At 34.2% G+C, this 16,835-nt stretch carries 17 protein-coding genes and 1 other RNA gene; 2 read left to right on the top strand and 16 right to left on the bottom strand.

What is annotated here, in order from left to right:
• Position 1 precedes the first annotated feature (1 nt).
• From NF27_RS01765 to NF27_RS01805, 9 genes are all read right to left on the bottom strand, one after another.
• On the bottom strand, positions 2–523 hold the full coding sequence (locus NF27_RS01765; RefSeq protein WP_039455167.1) for an RDD family protein: 522 nt from the start codon (positions 521–523) through the stop codon (positions 2–4).
• 118 nt (positions 524–641) lie between these two features.
• Positions 642–1,826: a phosphoglycerate kinase gene (locus NF27_RS01770; protein ID WP_039455168.1), complete on the bottom strand. Its 1,185-nt coding sequence runs from the start codon at positions 1,824–1,826 to the stop codon at positions 642–644.
• Complete coding sequence (gene gap, locus NF27_RS01775; protein WP_039455169.1) at positions 1,823–2,836, bottom strand: type I glyceraldehyde-3-phosphate dehydrogenase; 1,014 nt, start codon at positions 2,834–2,836, stop codon at positions 1,823–1,825. The genes NF27_RS01770 and gap overlap by 4 nt, the downstream gene beginning before the upstream one ends.
• A gap of 9 nt (positions 2,837–2,845) precedes the next feature.
• Positions 2,846–3,220: a helix-turn-helix domain-containing protein gene (locus NF27_RS01780; RefSeq protein WP_039455170.1), complete on the bottom strand. Its 375-nt coding sequence runs from the start codon at positions 3,218–3,220 to the stop codon at positions 2,846–2,848.
• On the bottom strand, positions 3,220–3,663 hold the full coding sequence (locus NF27_RS01785; RefSeq protein WP_039455171.1) for a type II toxin-antitoxin system RatA family toxin: 444 nt from the start codon (positions 3,661–3,663) through the stop codon (positions 3,220–3,222). Before NF27_RS01785 ends, NF27_RS01780 begins: the two co-directional genes overlap by 1 nt.
• Positions 3,664–3,701: 38 nt before the next feature.
• Complete coding sequence (locus NF27_RS01790; RefSeq protein ID WP_053332483.1) at positions 3,702–5,195, bottom strand: glycosyltransferase family 2 protein; 1,494 nt, start codon at positions 5,193–5,195, stop codon at positions 3,702–3,704.
• A gap of 13 nt (positions 5,196–5,208) precedes the next feature.
• Complete coding sequence (locus NF27_RS01795; protein WP_039455172.1) at positions 5,209–6,186, bottom strand: hypothetical protein; 978 nt, start codon at positions 6,184–6,186, stop codon at positions 5,209–5,211.
• Positions 6,152–6,862 (bottom strand): heme ABC transporter permease CcmC, encoded by a 711-nt coding sequence (ccmC, locus tag NF27_RS01800; RefSeq protein WP_039455174.1) that lies wholly within the window; start codon positions 6,860–6,862, stop codon positions 6,152–6,154. The genes NF27_RS01795 and ccmC overlap by 35 nt, the downstream gene beginning before the upstream one ends.
• On the bottom strand, positions 6,859–7,233 hold the full coding sequence (locus NF27_RS01805; protein WP_039455175.1) for a hypothetical protein: 375 nt from the start codon (positions 7,231–7,233) through the stop codon (positions 6,859–6,861). Before NF27_RS01805 ends, ccmC begins: the two co-directional genes overlap by 4 nt.
• Positions 7,234–7,444: 211 nt before the next feature.
• Between NF27_RS01805 and NF27_RS01810 the strand changes: the two genes are divergently transcribed.
• Positions 7,445–8,842, top strand: a complete 1,398-nt coding sequence (locus NF27_RS01810) for a sigma-54-dependent transcriptional regulator (protein WP_039455176.1) — start codon at positions 7,445–7,447, stop codon at positions 8,840–8,842.
• Positions 8,843–9,026: 184 nt separating this feature from the next.
• Here NF27_RS01810 and NF27_RS01815 read toward each other — a convergent pair whose 3' ends face one another.
• Entirely contained in the window at positions 9,027–9,959 is a 933-nt protein-coding gene (locus NF27_RS01815) for a hypothetical protein (protein WP_039455177.1), read from the bottom strand.
• Between the two features lie 119 nt (positions 9,960–10,078).
• Positions 10,079–10,446, bottom strand: an RNA gene (gene rnpB / locus NF27_RS11035) — RNase P RNA component class A.
• Between the two features lie 277 nt (positions 10,447–10,723).
• Here rnpB and ftsH point away from each other — a divergent pair.
• Positions 10,724–12,646, top strand: coding sequence for an ATP-dependent zinc metalloprotease FtsH (gene ftsH, locus NF27_RS01820; RefSeq protein ID WP_039455331.1), 1,923 nt, complete (start codon positions 10,724–10,726; stop codon positions 12,644–12,646).
• A 552-nt stretch (positions 12,647–13,198) separates the two neighbouring features.
• Here the strand turns inward: ftsH and NF27_RS11990 are convergent.
• The 5 genes from NF27_RS11990 to NF27_RS01840 all read right to left on the bottom strand — a co-directional run bounded on the left by NF27_RS11990 (position 13,199) and on the right by NF27_RS01840 (position 16,766).
• Positions 13,199–13,423 carry a hypothetical protein gene (locus NF27_RS11990; protein ID WP_152606815.1) on the bottom strand — a complete coding sequence of 75 codons (225 nt, stop codon included), beginning with the start codon at positions 13,421–13,423 and terminating at the stop codon, positions 13,199–13,201.
• Positions 13,424–13,781: 358 nt separating this feature from the next.
• Complete coding sequence (locus tag NF27_RS01825; protein WP_039455178.1) at positions 13,782–14,387, bottom strand: YqgE/AlgH family protein; 606 nt, start codon at positions 14,385–14,387, stop codon at positions 13,782–13,784.
• The gene (hemF, locus tag NF27_RS01830; RefSeq protein WP_039455179.1) at positions 14,378–15,217 is read right to left on the bottom strand and encodes an oxygen-dependent coproporphyrinogen oxidase; all 840 of its coding nucleotides are present in this window, start codon (positions 15,215–15,217) and stop codon (positions 14,378–14,380) included. Before hemF ends, NF27_RS01825 begins: the two co-directional genes overlap by 10 nt.
• Before the next feature lies 1 nt (position 15,218).
• Positions 15,219–16,163, bottom strand: a complete 945-nt coding sequence (gene trxB / locus NF27_RS01835) for a thioredoxin-disulfide reductase (RefSeq protein ID WP_039455180.1) — start codon at positions 16,161–16,163, stop codon at positions 15,219–15,221.
• Between the two features lie 3 nt (positions 16,164–16,166).
• The gene (locus NF27_RS01840; protein ID WP_039455181.1) at positions 16,167–16,766 is read right to left on the bottom strand and encodes a peroxiredoxin; all 600 of its coding nucleotides are present in this window, start codon (positions 16,764–16,766) and stop codon (positions 16,167–16,169) included.
• Between the last annotated feature and the right edge of the window lie 69 nt (positions 16,767–16,835).

The following is a 16,835-nucleotide window of genomic DNA, read 5'->3' on the forward strand; positions in this document are numbered from 1 at the left end:
ACTAAAGTTTCCCACCTACCACGTATGTTTTAAAAATTATATCATGCAAAGCAACTTTCTTAGGAGTAAATGCTGGCATAATAAAACCTATGCAAACAATTGCATGTATCACGATTATTATGTGTATATAGAGAATTACCTCATCAAAGGATGTAAATAATATGATAAATAACATAAATGGGGTAATATAAGGAAAAATACTCCTACCCAGCATTTTAGTTTTGGTAAGTTTTGTGCCATCCTGGTTAATAACGTATATACCTGTTATCCTTTTTCCTAAAGTTCCCTGCCATCTTGATGTAATAGGGTTGATGCTATATATGAGATAAGTTATTAGGAAAATTAAAGGATAATACACTAATAAATAAAATCCTGCTATAATACCAATAAATAATTGAGGTTTTAGGATATATTCAATGAACCATAAAGTTACTGGCAAGCTAATAATACCTACAATAGTATAATCTATAATTAAGGCAGTAAATCTTCTGCCCAAACCTGCATATTTATAATTAATTTCCATATATACTGATCTTATTTAAACTTTATTATTATTATATTCAAACTTAGTTAATAAGTTATTAATCGATTAGGATAATATAAGAAAAAAAATTAGGTGTATCGTTCGGATTTTTAGAGTGTTACTGATAAGGTACCTTGAGTGCATCGATTCCCGGTAAACTTCCGCTTTCCAAATATTCTAAAAATGCTCCCCCTGCAGTAGAAATATAACTCATCGAGCTTGCAGTGCCGGACTTCTCAACTGCTGCAACCACGTCACCTCCGCCGACAATACTTTTAAGTTTATTAGCTTTAGTAAGCTTTGCTATAAACCTTGCAATAAAGAAGGTTGAAGTTGAAAACTTCTCATCCTCAAATAACCCGAGCGGACCGTTCCATAGTACAACTTTAGAAGAGGAGAGAATATTACATATATCTATGACTGAGGTTGTACCGATGTCAAATATCTGCGATGAGGGTTTTAGTTGATCAGTATCTAATACCTCTATTTCAGACGATACTGCATCTTTAACCACATAATCATCAGGTATAAAAATTTTTGCTTTATAAGTTTTATTGAAAAAATCTCGTGCTTCATTTATGAAATCCTCTTCGAAGTATGATTTTCCAACCTCACCGCCTTGCGCCTTAATAAATGTATTAGCCATTGCGCCGGCAATAATTAGGTAATCTACTTTATCAGCTAGGAAGCTAAGGATTTTAAACTTAGTAGATACTTTTTTGCCGCCTACTATAGCAACACTCGGTGCGGCTTTAGAATTTAATACAAGGTTTAAGTTACTAATCTCCTCTTCCATCAACAATCCGGCATATGAAGGAAGAAAACGGGTAATACCCGTTATTGACGCATGAGCACGGTGTGAGCAGGAAAAAGCGTCATTTACGTATAGGTCGGCAAGAGAAGCCAGTTTTTCGGCGAACTTAATATCATTATTTTCTTCCTCATTGTAAAACCTTAGGTTTTCCAGAAGTAATATATCTTCTGCCGCCGAACGGTTAATCTCATTTTCTACTTTATTGCCTATGCAGTCATCAATAGATTTTATTTTACAACTTATATGCTTTTCCAAAGCAGGTACAATATTTTTTAAAGACATTTCAGGAATAAACTTTCCTTCAGGCCTTGCAAAGTGCGAGGCAAGTATAATAATTGCACCCTTAGAACGTAAAAAATTAATCGTCGGAATAAGTCGGATGATTCTGGTATCATCTATAACTTTGTTGCCAACGATGGGAACATTTAAATCAGCCCTTAAAAAAACTTTTTTACCTGAGAGATCAAGATTATCACGAATATTTTTCATTTAAGGGATCCAAATAAAGCTGCAACATCCAGCATACGGTTTGAGAAGCCCCATTCATTATCATACCAGGAAGCAACCCGACAAAAATTGTTGTTAACCACTTTAGTTTGTGTTAAGTCAAATATTGAACTTTTGGTATTATGGTTAAAATCCACTGAAACTAGTTCTTCGGCGGTGTAATCTAGAACTAATCCGATATGCCCTTTACAAGCTTCCTTAATAGTCTCATTTATTTCATTCGCGGATGTATTATTGCGTGAAACAAACTTAAGATCAACCATTGAGACATTAGGAGTCGGTACCCTAATTGCAGTTCCATCAAGTTTACCGTTTAGTTCAGGTAGAACTAAACCTAAAGCCTTAGCAGCACCGGTTGAAGTCGGAATCATGGAAAGTGCACAAGCTCTTGCTCTTCGTTTATCTTTATGGATACTGTCTAAAACATTTTGATCGTTGGTATAAGAATGAATAGTGGTCATGAACCCGCTTTCTATACCGATAAAGTCATTAAGTACCTTAGCCACGGGAGCTAAGCAGTTTGTTGTGCATGAGCCGATAGAGATCACCTTATCATGGCTTGTTAAAATATGTTCATTAACCCCATATACTATTGTTTTATCAGCATCATCGCAAGGAGCGGATACTATAACTTTTTTAGCTCCCGAAGCAATATGCTTGGCTGCAGCTTCCCGCTTAGTGAATACTCCTGAGCACTCCATAACGATATCAACATTATATTTATCCCAAACAATTTTTGCCGGATCCGTTTCTAATAAAATAGGAATTTCTCTGTGCCCGATTTTAATAACAGTATCACTAATTTTTTCAACATTTCTAAGTGGGCCGTGGGTTGAATCGTATTTAAGTAAATGCAAATGCAAATCAATATCGCCCATCCCGGCATTGATTGCAACTATCTCGATATCTTTTCTTTCATCGGCAACCAGTGCTCTTAATATGCACCTTCCTATCCTTCCGAAACCATTGATTGCAATCCTTGTTTGTGTCATACTAACCCCTTAAAAAATAAAATATGAAATGAAAAAAATAAATATACTTAAAATTATACTAATAAATAACGTTGAGTAAGAAGGAGCCAAATATTCAGTGGAAATTACTTCCTGAGGTTTCAATTTTAGGTTTTCATTTACCGGCTGAAGATACTCTTTTAACTCTAAAAGATTATTTATTTTTAATAATTGTGAATAAGACTTAAAATATCCTATGAAATATGCATGGGAAGGAAATTTATTTATCTCTCCTTGTTCGATCGCCTTAATGTAAGAAATCTTAATTTTTAACTTGTTGGCTATTTCTTGATAGGAAATGTTCATTTCTATGCGCTTGAGGCGTAGCTCTTCACAAAATTTTGCTAATTCATTGTTCTCAAACATTATTTCCCATAAAGTTCATTAGCTCTTGATACAAAAGCAGCTAACATTTTTTCACATGCCTTATTAAAAAATATACCAATAATTTTTTGAAGTACAGTGGATTTAAAGCAAAAATCTATATTAAATTTAATTAAAGTTCCTTTACCCTTACTGCTTAATTCCCAAGTAGTGTTAAGATATTTAAACGGGCCTGATATTGTGCTTACTTCAATCTTTGCTCTACTCTTTTTAGGAGGAGCAAGTTTTACCTCACTTCTATAGCGTTCGGTCAAGTATTTGAAGCTAATTGATAGATCTGCTATAATTGTGTTATCAAACTTATCAATAACTTTGGCCTCACCGCACCAAGGTAAGAACTCAGGGTAACTTTCAATATCGGTAATTAAAGAATAAATTTGTTTAACGGAATGATCCGATAAGTATTCTTGGCTATGAATAGACATAAAAATTTATTTTTATAAGCTAGATATAATAGAACTTTTTAAAAATTCAACTCTTGGTTTTTTATAATAGTCACTCCATGCTTTGTTTTTTCCCAAAAGTGCAACTTGGTAAAAATCTGATACACAGCCAGCAAGCTCGCAATCGGCAGTAACAAAATATATAACGGATAAGACCACCAACAGCTTATAACTTTAAATTGAGCATTAGATTGCTTTATTTCAAAAGCGCTCCACATTATGCTTAATATACCCGTAATTAAAGATATTATATTTAAATACTTAAGAAAAATAATTTCAGAGGAATTGAGCGGAATTATATTCAAACTAACCAAGTACATAACAATAAATGCAAGGGGTACTAATATATATAAAAAGTTACAAACTCCGAACATTAGGTTAAATGTTATAAAACCTTTTAAACCTAAAGTTCGAAAGAGCTGAGATGGGTTTCTCATATGGACAAAATAAGTTTGAATAAAACCTTTTATCCATCTTGAACGCTGTTTTAGCCAAGCTTTGAGAGTTATTGTTGCTTCTTCCTCCGTGAGAGTAGGTATCATCTTTACCTTAAAACCTGCTCTTGCACATTTTATTCCGAGGTCGGCATCTTCGGTAACATTATAAGAATCCCAGCCGCCTAATTGTCTCAAATTGTTAGTTTTAAAGTGATTGCTGGTGCCGCCGAGAGGGATAGGTAGATTTAAGTGATCAAAAGCAGGTAATATCCTTTGAAATAAAATAGCATACTCTAAACTAAACATTTGAGTTAGCCAATTTTCCTTTAAATTATAATAGCTTAAAACCCCTTGGCAGCATACTAGATTAGAGCTATTGTTTTTAAAATTAGCTACAGCTTTTTTTAATTGTAAAGTTTCCGGTTTATCTTCCGCATCAAAGATTACTAAATATTCTCCTGTTATATGTTTAAGAGCATAATTACAAGCTTTCGGTTTGGTTTGAGGATAAGAATAAGGAACAATTAGGGGGGTAAAATAATTTTTAAGCTTAATTTGTTTTAAAGCCGTTTGAGTTTGTATATCGGTTTCTTCGAGTATAAGTAATATTTGTAATTTATCTTTCGGGTAGTCTAAATTTTCTAAATTATGTACTAATTGACTTATTACTTCCGATTCTTTAAAAAGCGGAACCAAAATAGTATACCTCGGTAATTCCTGCTCATTTAAGTTAAGTGTATTTAAACTAATAGGTATATTTTTTTTGCCGATTAAAATAATATAAACACGTAAAATAAGAATAAGAAAATATAGCAAATTGATTGCTAATAAAAAATAATAAGTAACCATACTTAAGTTGAAAATGCAAAAGACTATAAGTGTTGCAAGAGTTACTGAGAAAAAGATTTTTTGTTTAAGAGAAAGGAAGATTTCAGCACTTTCCTCTTTGTTTATCAACTCTTCTAAAATATTACCGCCGACAAAATTATAATCAAATACAGCAATGGCAGCATCTTTTAACATAGGTTGATCGCTATCAATATTATCATATTGATAATCGTGGGAGGTATTTTGCATTAATTAAACTATTCTAAAAATTTTGATTAAATGAAACTACTAAGCTTGAGTTGTTATTATTCTTTCCATTAAAAGGATCAATAAACAAATCAAATTGAATTTCTTTCTTTTTAGAAATTAAACAAGCAACCCCAAGTTGTATTTTGTTGATATTCTTGGATTCCGTATATGTTAGGAACTTTTTTATTCTAGAGTTATAAAAATTTTTATATTTTTGTAATATATCTAAATTTTCTAATAGATAGTCAGAGTTATTTAAGTAGGGTTTGAGCTGGTAATTTAGATTGTTAAATGTATTATAAGATGCAGCAGTAAATGTCCATGTGTCGTTTGCTTTGAACCCGAATTTAATCACCAAGTCTGTCTCTATGCTTTTTTGCCTGGGATGGTATTTGCTTTCTATGCTCACTTCTTGGTAATTATTCTTAAATGTTTCATTGAGATAGAAACTTCTGCCGTAAGCAATACCTGTAGTTATGTGCCAATTCTTTGTATTAAACCTATCCCCCATGTTTGATATAATGTACTCTCCGGGGTTAACCATTGCGAAAACACTTGCAACTTCATCTCCTGAATTAAAAAACTTTTTATTTAACCCAAATTTTGTGCTCATCTTTTGGTAACTTAAAGCAAATTTTTTTTCATATTTTTTGTTTTGAGAATCTACTTCTAACTTTATAGTATCTCGAATATCACTGATATTAAGTTTAGCTTCTAAAGTAAAATTATTCTTCAAGCCGTACTCTACATAGTTTTCAAGAATTTTTTCTTTAGTCTTTATATTTATTTTTAATTGATTGGAAAGGTCAATTTGTTCAGTAGTAGAACTTAACGTAGCAACATTTAAAATAACTTTTTGAGCTGTGTATACATCATCTTTTGCTTGAGGCCATGCCTTGGCATAAGCATAGTTTGGTCCTAAGCTTAAAAGTATTATCCAAAAATAAAAGGTTGTTTTATTTAGAGGAAAGTTTTTTAAGCTTACGAGCATACAGTTCTGATTTAATTTCTATAATAACCATAAGAAAGGCAAAAGCTAAAAAGCCTAGGAAAATTGTAAGTAACGGATAAAGCATACTTTCATGGATGGTCGGGCTACCGAATCTTATGACACTTGCGCCTTGATGCAGTGTGTTCCATAAATAAACTGAGAATTTTATAATCGGGATATTAATTAGTCCGATTAATGCAAATACCGCGCTGACCTTAGCTGCTCGCTGCTCATTTTCAAATGCATCCCTAATTAATATATAAGTTATATAAATAAAAAATAATATAAGCATTGAAGTGAGTCTCGCATCCCAAACCCACCAAGTTCCCCAAGCAGGTTTCCCCCATATTGAACCGGTAAGAAGGGTAATAAGAGTCATAAAACTTCCGACTCCGGCGAATGATTTAGAAATGATGTCATAAAACGGGTTGTGAAAAATAAGAAATAACATGCCGAACATAGAAAGACAGGCATAAAGCATAAGTGATAACCATGCGGCCGGAACGTGTATATACATAATTTTAACCAGTTCCTTCTGTAAATAATCATCCGGGACAAATTTGAAAACCAGAAATAGTGCACAGGATGTCGTGCTGATAAAAATTATAGCAAGTGAGTAAATTAATACCTTGAAATGCTGCTCAAATTTGCTTGGATTAAGCCAAAGTAAATTCACTTTCCAACCTGATAAATTTTAATTTTATTTTCTTTATTTGATTCCATATCTGAGATATTTATAGATATTTTTTCAATATCAGCTCCCTTGCTTAAGAAGCTTTTTCTAATTTCCATAGCTCGTTTTAATGCGATTATTCTTAATTGAGGGAGTGGAGCATAATCTTTATAAGCACTGGCTTCTACCAATATATTAAAATTAGAATTTTTTTGCATATTGTTAGTAATTTCTGCAATTGAATCATTGTGCTCAATGGGTAGCTTTACCTCTAAGTTATTATATTCAATTTCAATTAATAATTTATCACTTGCATATAAGGTATAGGGAATAAATATTATGGTAGCTAATAAAAGCCTAGTTATAAAGTGCATATAAGTATTTTATTAAGATAAATTTTGTTAATAAAACTAGGGCTTATTTATAAAATAAAGATAAATACTTGTCTATCACATTTATAAATATTCTTTTTTTATAAATTTAAATTTAACCATAATATCTAAATTCGGTTTAGTTTAATTCAGAACTTGATATTAGAATAACAAGTTTGTAGTATATCAGCTAATAATTGACTAAGAGAAATTTGTGGCTCATATCTTAATTGTTGATGATGAAGCGGATATTAGAGAGTTAGTTGCTGATATTTTAAAAGATGAAGGATATCATCCGCTTTGTGCATCTTCAGCAAGTGAAACTATTCAATGTTTTGAAAATAATGAGCTCCCGTCGGCGGTTGTCCTTGATATTTGGCTTGAAGGAAGTGAAATGGATGGGATCGGCATATTAAAATATATTAAAAGTAATCATCCTACTATCCCTGTAATTATGATTAGCGGTCATGGCAATATTGAAACCGCAGTGCAAACTATTAGGCATGGGGCTTATGATTTTATCGAAAAGCCGTTTAAGGCTGAAAAATTAATTATAATGGTAAATAGAGCAATTGAAGCTTCACGACTAGCTCAAGAAAATAAAGTTTTAAAATCCCAGGAAAAACTTGTCGGGGAACTAATCGGAACTTCTAAAGCAATTCAGCAGCTGAAGACCGCGGCATTAATGGCAGCGCCGTCAAACAGCAGAATTATAATTACGGGTGAGCCGGGAAGCGGGAAAGAAGTTTTAGCGCGTCTTATTCATGATAGTTCAAAAAGAGCTAAGAAACCTTTTTGTATTTTGCATGCTTCAAATCTTTCCGAAGAACAGCTCGAAGTTGAGTTATTCGGTACGGAAAATAAAAATATGAAGAAAGCGGGTTTACTTGAAAAAGCCGACCATGGTACGCTTTATATTGATGAAATATCGGAAATGCCGGTTGCTACCCAAGGTAAGTTACTCAAATTTTTACAAACTCAAACTTTTCAAAAAATAGGAGGCAGTAAAGATCTTAAGCCTGATGTAAGGATTATAGCTGCTTCAAGCAAAAATTTAGAAGAAGAGATATCATCCGGAAAATTTAATCAAAGTTTATATTATAGATTGAATGTTGTGCCTCTTAAGGTTCCTCCTCTTACTGAACGTAAAGAAGATATTAAACATATTGCGGAACATTTCCTAAAAAGCTTTTCACAAAGCTTAGGAGTTCCCTATAAAACTCTTACCCAAGAAGCACTTACTCTTATGAGTGCATATGATTGGCCGGGGAATTTAAGGCAGTTAAGTAATGTTGTAGAGTGGCTCTATATCATGACTCCTGACAATGTAAAAGAGATTACAGCTGATATATTGCCTCAAGAAGTTGTGCAGGCGGTAAATGGTAAGCATAAAAACTTAAATCCCGTTAACAGTGATATTCTTTCTAAAGAGCTTAAGAAAGCGCGAGAGCTGTTTGAGAAAGAGTATCTATATGCGCAGCTGAACAGGTTCTCGTGGAATATATCTAAAACTGCGGATTTTATCGGGATGGATAGAACAGCGCTTCATAGAAAAATTAAATCTCTGAATATAAAAATGTCACTTCCTGTTGAAGATGAAAGTGAGGAATAACTGACTTCCGAAAGTATATAATAAATTAAGCTATAGATTTGGTAACAAATATTTTTAGCCTCTTGGTTATATAAAAACAGTATAATCATTTAATAATTGTTATGAGCGCTACCCCTCTAGAGGGGAGGCAGAGGGGCGCTTTTTTTATTTGTCGGGTTTATTTTCAGATATACGTGTGTAATAATTACAGTTCTTCAGGAAGAAACATTGAACCTTCGCTTTCAAAGCTAAGATTATTAAATATTATACTGCAGTCGCGATTAGCAAAGGGATAATGAATGTTTTCAGGATTAATAACAATTGATAACAACATTTCCGTATTGCATTTTTGAATCTCATTAATTTTGCTTTCAAATATTAACTTGGTAGACTCTTCATCAGCGTTTTTTGTAAGGAATGATTCTTCAGCATCTACATAAAATGTATTGTTACAAATCTCGGGAATTTCGACATTTAAGGATGTAGCCCAATCATATAAAACAGAATATAACTTGGTTATTAATTCTATAATTAAATTATAATTATTTATAGTATTTGATTCGATATTTTGGGGCATACTTCTAAGTACCGTATTTAGCTCAAGCATGATATCTCCAGTTTGTACAGAAAGACAATAGTTTGAATTTATTCCCAATAGCTCTTTTTCATTGGTTTTGCATATTAATTTCAATTTATCCTTAATATTACCAAAAAGAAATAAAGCATCTATAATGTCATCTTTTGGATCCGGATTTATAATTTTATTTGCATGTTGAAAGCCAAAAAAAATAGATAAATAATTAAGAATATCTATTTGTTCATCTGCTTTATTATCTGTATTGATTGTTGCGCTCTTAACTAAATTTTCGTACTCTTTATCATGTTCTAGATTAAAACAATCGTATAATTTCTCAGCAAACTCAGCAGTAGTAATTTTTTTTTCATCCTTTTTTAATACAAAAGCCTGGGTTTTATAGTTATGTCTCGGATTTGCTCCTACTAGCTGGCTGCAAACATCATGTAACATGCCTATTGCATAATAATTTGTTAAAAAATTTGAAGCAGAAGTATTTAATCCGATAAGGGTTTCCCATCCGTCATTTTCTAAAGGTATTGTATTTTCTAAATTTGACTCCATTTATACTTTACACCCGCTAAATATTATATTTTTACCTACTTTAATAATATTTTAAATAATAGCAAGATTAAGTTTATTAAAGTATGTATAATTTATTTTCTAGGTATTAAATTGCGAATATTGAAAGATAGCCTGTAAGCCGGGTTCTGTAAAAAGGATAAAATCCTTTTTGATGGCTATTCATCTTGGTTGAATGTTACCATTCAGCTCATGCGACCTACCCGTGCAAAAAAGTGGAACATACTTATAATCGCACCTATATGGTCTTGCTTTTGATCGGGTTTGCCATGCAACTTTTATTACTAAAAGCCCGGTGAGCTCTTACCCCACCATTTCACCCTTACCGATAAAAAATTACCGGCGGTATATTTTCTGTGGCACTTTCCATGAGGTCACCCTCTCCGGGCGTTACCCGGGATCATTGTTCCATAAAGCCCGGACTTTCCTCTGAAAATTTTTAAATTTCAGCAGCCATCCGGCTATCTTTCATAGAATACTATACTCATAAATTATTTATTTTCATCCTTTTATTTATATAACAATTATGAATATGCATATAGGTATTTAACACGGAGATAATATTTTAAGGTAAAATTTAAGAGCAGACTTGAAATCCAACTAACTTACCCTATATTCTATTTAAAAGACTCTTATTTATTAATGCTTCATAAATTTGTTATGCTGGTCAGCCAAAACACATTTTGATATATTAATAAATCAAATATACTTAGATAATTAAATTGGATTAACAGATGAATAAATTTATGAAGGGAAATACAGGAAAAAACTTCGCTGCTTGGGCAGCAATTATTTTGCTAACGGTATTTGTGTATGAATTAATAGGTGAATTTGCCTTTTCTTCTACAAAGATTCCTTTTTCCGATTTTCTGAATAATGTAAAGAGCGGCAATGTTGCCGAAGTTACGATACGAGGAAGCTCTATTGAAGGAAAGCTGAGTGACGGTAAGGTTTTTAATACGCTGGTGCCAATATATTATCCCCGAGTTATTGATGAATTAACTGCAAGAAATATTAAAATTGACGTGGTTCCGACCGAATCTTCAATTAATAGCTTATTCGGAATATTGCTATCATGGTTCCCGGTTCTACTTTTGCTGGGAGTATGGATTTACTTTATGCGCAATATGCAAAGCGGTACAGGTAAGGCAATGGGCTTCGGTAAATCGAAAGCAAAGCTTATGATGGATTCAAAAAATAAAGTTACTTTTGCGGAAGTTGCAGGAGTGGATGAGGCTAAAGAAGAATTACAAGAGATAGTAGAATTTTTAAAGTTTCCTGCAAAGTTCCAAAGGTTGGGCGGAAAGATTCCTAAGGGTTGTTTATTAATCGGTTCACCCGGAACCGGTAAAACTTTGCTTGCCAAAGCAATAGCCGGAGAAGCGGGGGTACCGTTTTTTAGTATTTCAGGGTCTGATTTTGTTGAAATGTTTGTCGGGGTTGGAGCGAGCCGAGTTAGAGATATGTTTAAGCAGGCTCACCAACATGCGCCCTGCATAGTATTTATTGACGAGATTGATGCGATGGGGCGCCAAAGAGGAGCTGGTCTTGGAGGCGGCAATGATGAAAGAGAACAGACTCTTAATCAGTTGCTGGTAGAAATGGACGGTTTTAAAGAAAATGAAGGAGTAATAGTTATTGCGGCAACCAACCGCCCGGATGTACTTGATCCGGCACTGCTTAGACCGGGTAGATTCGATAGACAAATTACTGTTCCAGTTCCTGATATAAACGGTAGGGAACAAATTATAAAGGTGCACATTAAAAAAGTACCGGCAGCACCTGACGTTAATATTAGAACAATTGCTCGCGGTACGCCAGGGTTTGCAGGCGCGGATTTGGCAAATATTGTAAACGAAGCGGCAATTCTTGCAGCACGAAAAAATATGAACGTAGTTACCATGCATGAATTTGAAGAAGCAAGAGATAAAGTTATGATGGGTGTTGAGAGAAAATCCATCGTGATGAGAGAGGAAGAAAGAAAGTTAACCGCCTATCATGAAGGCGGACATGCACTCGTTACCGTTTACAGTGAAGCTTCCGATCCAATTCATAAAGCAACTATTATTCCAAGAGGCAGAGCTTTAGGCTTAGTAATGCGCCTTCCCGAAGAAGACAGATTTTCAGCGACAAGAGAAAAGCTGCTTGCTGATATTGTTGTTTCTATGGGCGGAAGAGTTGCCGAGGAGATAATATTCGGTAAAGATAAAATTACCAGCGGTGCTTCAAGTGATATTAAGAGTGCTACTTCAATTGCACGTAAAATGGTTACTCAATGGGGCTTAAGTGATGAAATCGGCCCGGTGTTAGTTGGGGATGACCGTGATGAGGTGTTTTTAGGACAATCTTTAGGCCATCAAACCCATATTTCCAATGAGTTGGCTTGTAAGATTGATGCTGAGATTAAGAGAATTATAACCGAATGTTATAATCAGGCTCATCATATTTTAACTAAGCATCTTGATCAGCTTCACCTGCTTGCAGCAAAACTGTTAGAATATGAAACTCTGACCGGTGAAGAAATTAAGGATCTTATTGCAGGTAAAGATATTAAAATTAATGATTCAACCGATTCTAAAAATGATTCAGGTTCTAAACCTCAGAAAAGCTCATCAGTACCTTCAACTAACCATAAAGGTAAGATTGATGATAAACCGATTGAAGCATAAATATTAAAATACATTTAAGTAGCTTGGAATTTAGTTATATAAATCCAGGCTACTTCTTTTTTAATAAATAGTAATATTACTACACAATAACTAGGCTTTTTTAAGCTAAGAACAAGGATTATATAAAATTAAAAATTTAAGGAGATATCTTCATGTATTCCGGGGAACAGAAATAAATTTATCTATACCGTTCTATATGCCATTTGATTTATTTGTACTTTGTAAAAGTACTGAATACTACCTAATATCAATAGGCTAATATGCAAAAATTATTGATAATTAGTATAGGGCTGAGAATTAAACTAAAAAAGGCTGAAGCAAGAATGAAAGATAGGGCTTTTAAGTTTTTATCTTTTTAGTAAATTGAAAAACACTCTTATTGTCTTTATTGCTTATGAAGTTTTTTGGGTATTCCTAACCAAGTATAGATAGCAGTAAGTCTTTGTTGAAAAGCATAAAGATAGAGTTGGCAACCATATCAAGAGCCTTACTATATCGCTTAGTTTTCCGATTAAACTTAGCTAGATAGTGCCTATCAGCGAATTAAATGATTCAACTAAAGATGGTCTCAGCTTTAGTCATATAGTGCTTTTGAGATATATTATACTTACCGTAAACATGATAATAATCACTACAAGACGTTTCAATTTTATATGCCAAATCTAATCTCAAGGCTAAAGGTAAATATGTAGAAAAATCCCTCGACTCGGTTACTTCAAAGTCAATAACTTTATTTCTGAAGCTATTAACAGCAAGCCATACATAGATTTTTGGCAATAGGAAAATAATTCATCTAACTCAATTATTTGTATCTCTCTAGCATCTTGTGGTATTTTAACCTCATTCAAGCGGCTCCTCAGTATCTTAGAGAATTTGTGTATCCATTTTATTATCAGAGCGGGTTAGGTACTCCTTCTATTCTTTCTATCGACATGATTCTTGCACCCTCTAAATACCACTTAACTCTTAAGCGCTGCTCATTAGTATATCTTTCCCTCAAGTCTCCTTCTCTGTAATTTTTACCGCAACTCTTACCTTTGTACCTTTGCTTACCACCAATGTTTCCGTTCTTTACTCTTTCAATATTCGTCGGGTAAAATAATTTTGTAAATTTAGCTTTTAAAGTTATTTTAAATTAAGCATTGCCTGTATAATTAACCAGTTGCAGGAAGCTTCGTACCCCGAGTGATTCAACCATTTTCGACCATTTATTTTTAACTTTTTGGGAAAATAAGATGTCTAAATTTGCGGGTGCAATTAGCCAGGAATTTTCTTCGATTTCCTGTTCAAGCTGATTAGGTTCCCAGGCAGCAAAACCTTTAGCTAATAAAAATTTATCTTTATTATTGCCTGAGGCGTAGTCTTGCAGGAATTGTTTACATTCAGTGTATATTGTAACAGCAGGAAAATATTCAAAGTTTTTTTCCTGTTCTTTTGTAATGCTTAAGATTATTAACCTATCTTGGTCAATTGGTCCCCCGAACATAATAGAGACTTTTTTATTTTTAAGCGCAGGTTTCACATAAGCGTTACCTACATAATCCTTAATATAAAAATTACCGATCTTATTATTAATAATTATTCCAAGTGCACCCTTATCATCATGAGCGCATATGTAAATAAGCGATCTTTCAAAGCAACTTCCGTCCAAGCTTTTTGAAGCTACTAAAAGTTTACCTTCAAGGGACTCAAAAGGTCTTAATTCGTCGTCAGAAAATTCCAGTTCCATATTTAAACCCATTTTACTTCCGGTGGTAATGACATTAAAATTGCTTCTATATTTCCGTCAGTCATGAGGCCGAACTTAGTGCCTCGATCATAAATTAAATTAAATTCAACATATCTACCGCGTTTTATTAATTGCTCTTCTTTCTGTGCGGCTGTCCATTCTCTTAATGCATTTTGTCTAACAATCGGCATATATGCATTTATAAAAGCTTTCCCGACTTCTTTTGTAAAGTTAAAATCATTGTCCCAGTCACCGGTATTTAAATAATCGAAAAATATGCCGCCGACACCTCGCGTCTCCTTCCTATGTTTTATATGAAAATACTCATCACATTCTTTCTTGAATTTCGGGTAGTAGTCACTATCGAATTTATCACAAGCTTTCTTAAGCTCTAAATGAAAAGATTCAGTTTGTTTACTATCAGGAAAAGTAGGAGTAAGATCAGCTCCGCCACCGAACCAAGCCTTAGTGGTTACAACCATTCGAGTATTCATGTGAACAGCGGGTATTAAAGGAGATTTCATATGTGCAACTAATGAAATGCCGCTAGCCCAAAAGCCGGGGTTGCTTTCAGCCCCGGGAATTTCTTTAGCAAACTTTTCCGGAAACTCCCCGTAAACAGTAGAAATATTAACCCCTACTTTTTCAAAAATATCACCTTTCATTACGGATATAACTCCGCCGCCACCACCGTTTCTATCCCATTGCTTTCTTTCAAATTCAGCACTACTACTACCAAATTCACTTTCAATTTGTTCGAAAGCTAAACAAATTTCATCTCGCAAAGATTTAAACCATTTAGAAGCAAGGTCTTTTTTCTCTTCTAAATTGTGATAGCTCATATTAAAGCCCCTGTTCGTTTAAATATTTATTTGCTTCTAATGCAGCCATGCATCCGGTTCCCGCAGCAGTTACGGCTTGTCTGTAAATTTTATCCTGCACGTCGCCTGCGGCAAACACTCCGGGTATATTAGTCGTAGTGCTATCAGGAGCGGTTAGTATATAACCTTCACTATCAATTTCTAAGTGGTCTTTAAACATTGAGGTGTTTGGTACGTGTCCGATTGCTATAAATACTCCATCAACTTTAAATTCACTTAGCTCATTAGTTTTAACATTTTTTATTCTAATCCCCGTTACACCTAACGGCTCATCGGTACCTAAAACCTCATCAACTATGCTGTCCCAAATCACAGAAATCTTGGGGTGAGAAAATAACCTGCTTTGCATTATTTTTTCAGCTCTCAACTCATTTCTTCTATGAATAAGCGTAACTTTTGTTGCATGATTAGTAAGGTATAAAGCTTCTTCAACTGCCGTATTACCACCGCCCACTACAACCACTTCTTTGTTTCTGTAAAAGAAACCGTCACATGTAGCGCACCCCGAAACTCCGAACCCTTGAAATTTCTTTTCACTAGATAATCCTAGCCACCTGGCTTGAGCACCGGTAGAAATAATAACCGTATCAGCGGTATAAACTCTACCTGTATCACCAACTGCTTTGAAAGGTTTTGAACTCAGGTCGATTTGATTAATATGATCATTGATTATATTGGTGCCGACATGCTTTGCCTGCAGTTCCATTTGCTCAACCAACCATGGACCTTGAATGGTATTTGCGAAACCGGGATAGTTTTCCACATCGGTTGTAATAGTAAGCTGACCACCCGGCTGAAATCCACTGACCAATACAGGGTCAAGCGAAGAGCGTGCCGCATATATTGCTGCTGTATAACCGGCGGGGCCGGAACCGATAATTAATACTTTTGTATGTAATGTTTCCATTAATTAAATCTTTCCTGCATTGCTTTTTAAATAAGCTGCAACGCCTTCCTGAGTTGGCTTCATAGCTTCTTTTCCTTGTTTCCAGTTAGCCGGGCAAACTTCGCCGTGTTTTTCGGAATATTGAAGAGCGTCAACCATTCTGATTGCTTCCTCTATATTTCTACCCAATGGAAGATCATTAATAATTTGATGGCGAACAATGCCTTGCTTATCAATTAAGAAAGTTCCTCTTAAAGCTACACCTGCGTCACTAAGAACATCATAATCGGCTGCAATTTTATGAGTGAGATCGGAAACCAGCGGAAATGTAACTTGTCCGATCCCGCCCTTATCAGTTGGAGTGTTTCTATAGGCAAGGTGAGTAAATTGTGAGTCAATACTGATTCCGATTACTTTAGCATCTCTTTTTTCAAATTCTTCCGATTTGCTGCTGAATGCAAGAATTTCCGAAGGACAAACAAAGGTGAAATCAAGCGGATAGAAGAATATTACACCATACTTGCCTTTAAGATATTCCTTTAAATTAAGTTCTTTTATAGAGTTATCGGGAAATACTGCTTGAGCAGTAAAATTAGGAGCTTCTTTACGAACTAGAACTGCCATTTTTTAGTGCCTCAAAAATTTATTAGTTATGTATTAGAAGCCAGTATAGAACAAAAATTACAAATCTCA

Source organism: Candidatus Jidaibacter acanthamoeba (assembly GCF_000815465.1).
GTDB classification, from domain to species: Bacteria; Pseudomonadota; Alphaproteobacteria; order Rickettsiales; family Midichloriaceae; genus Jidaibacter; species Jidaibacter acanthamoebae.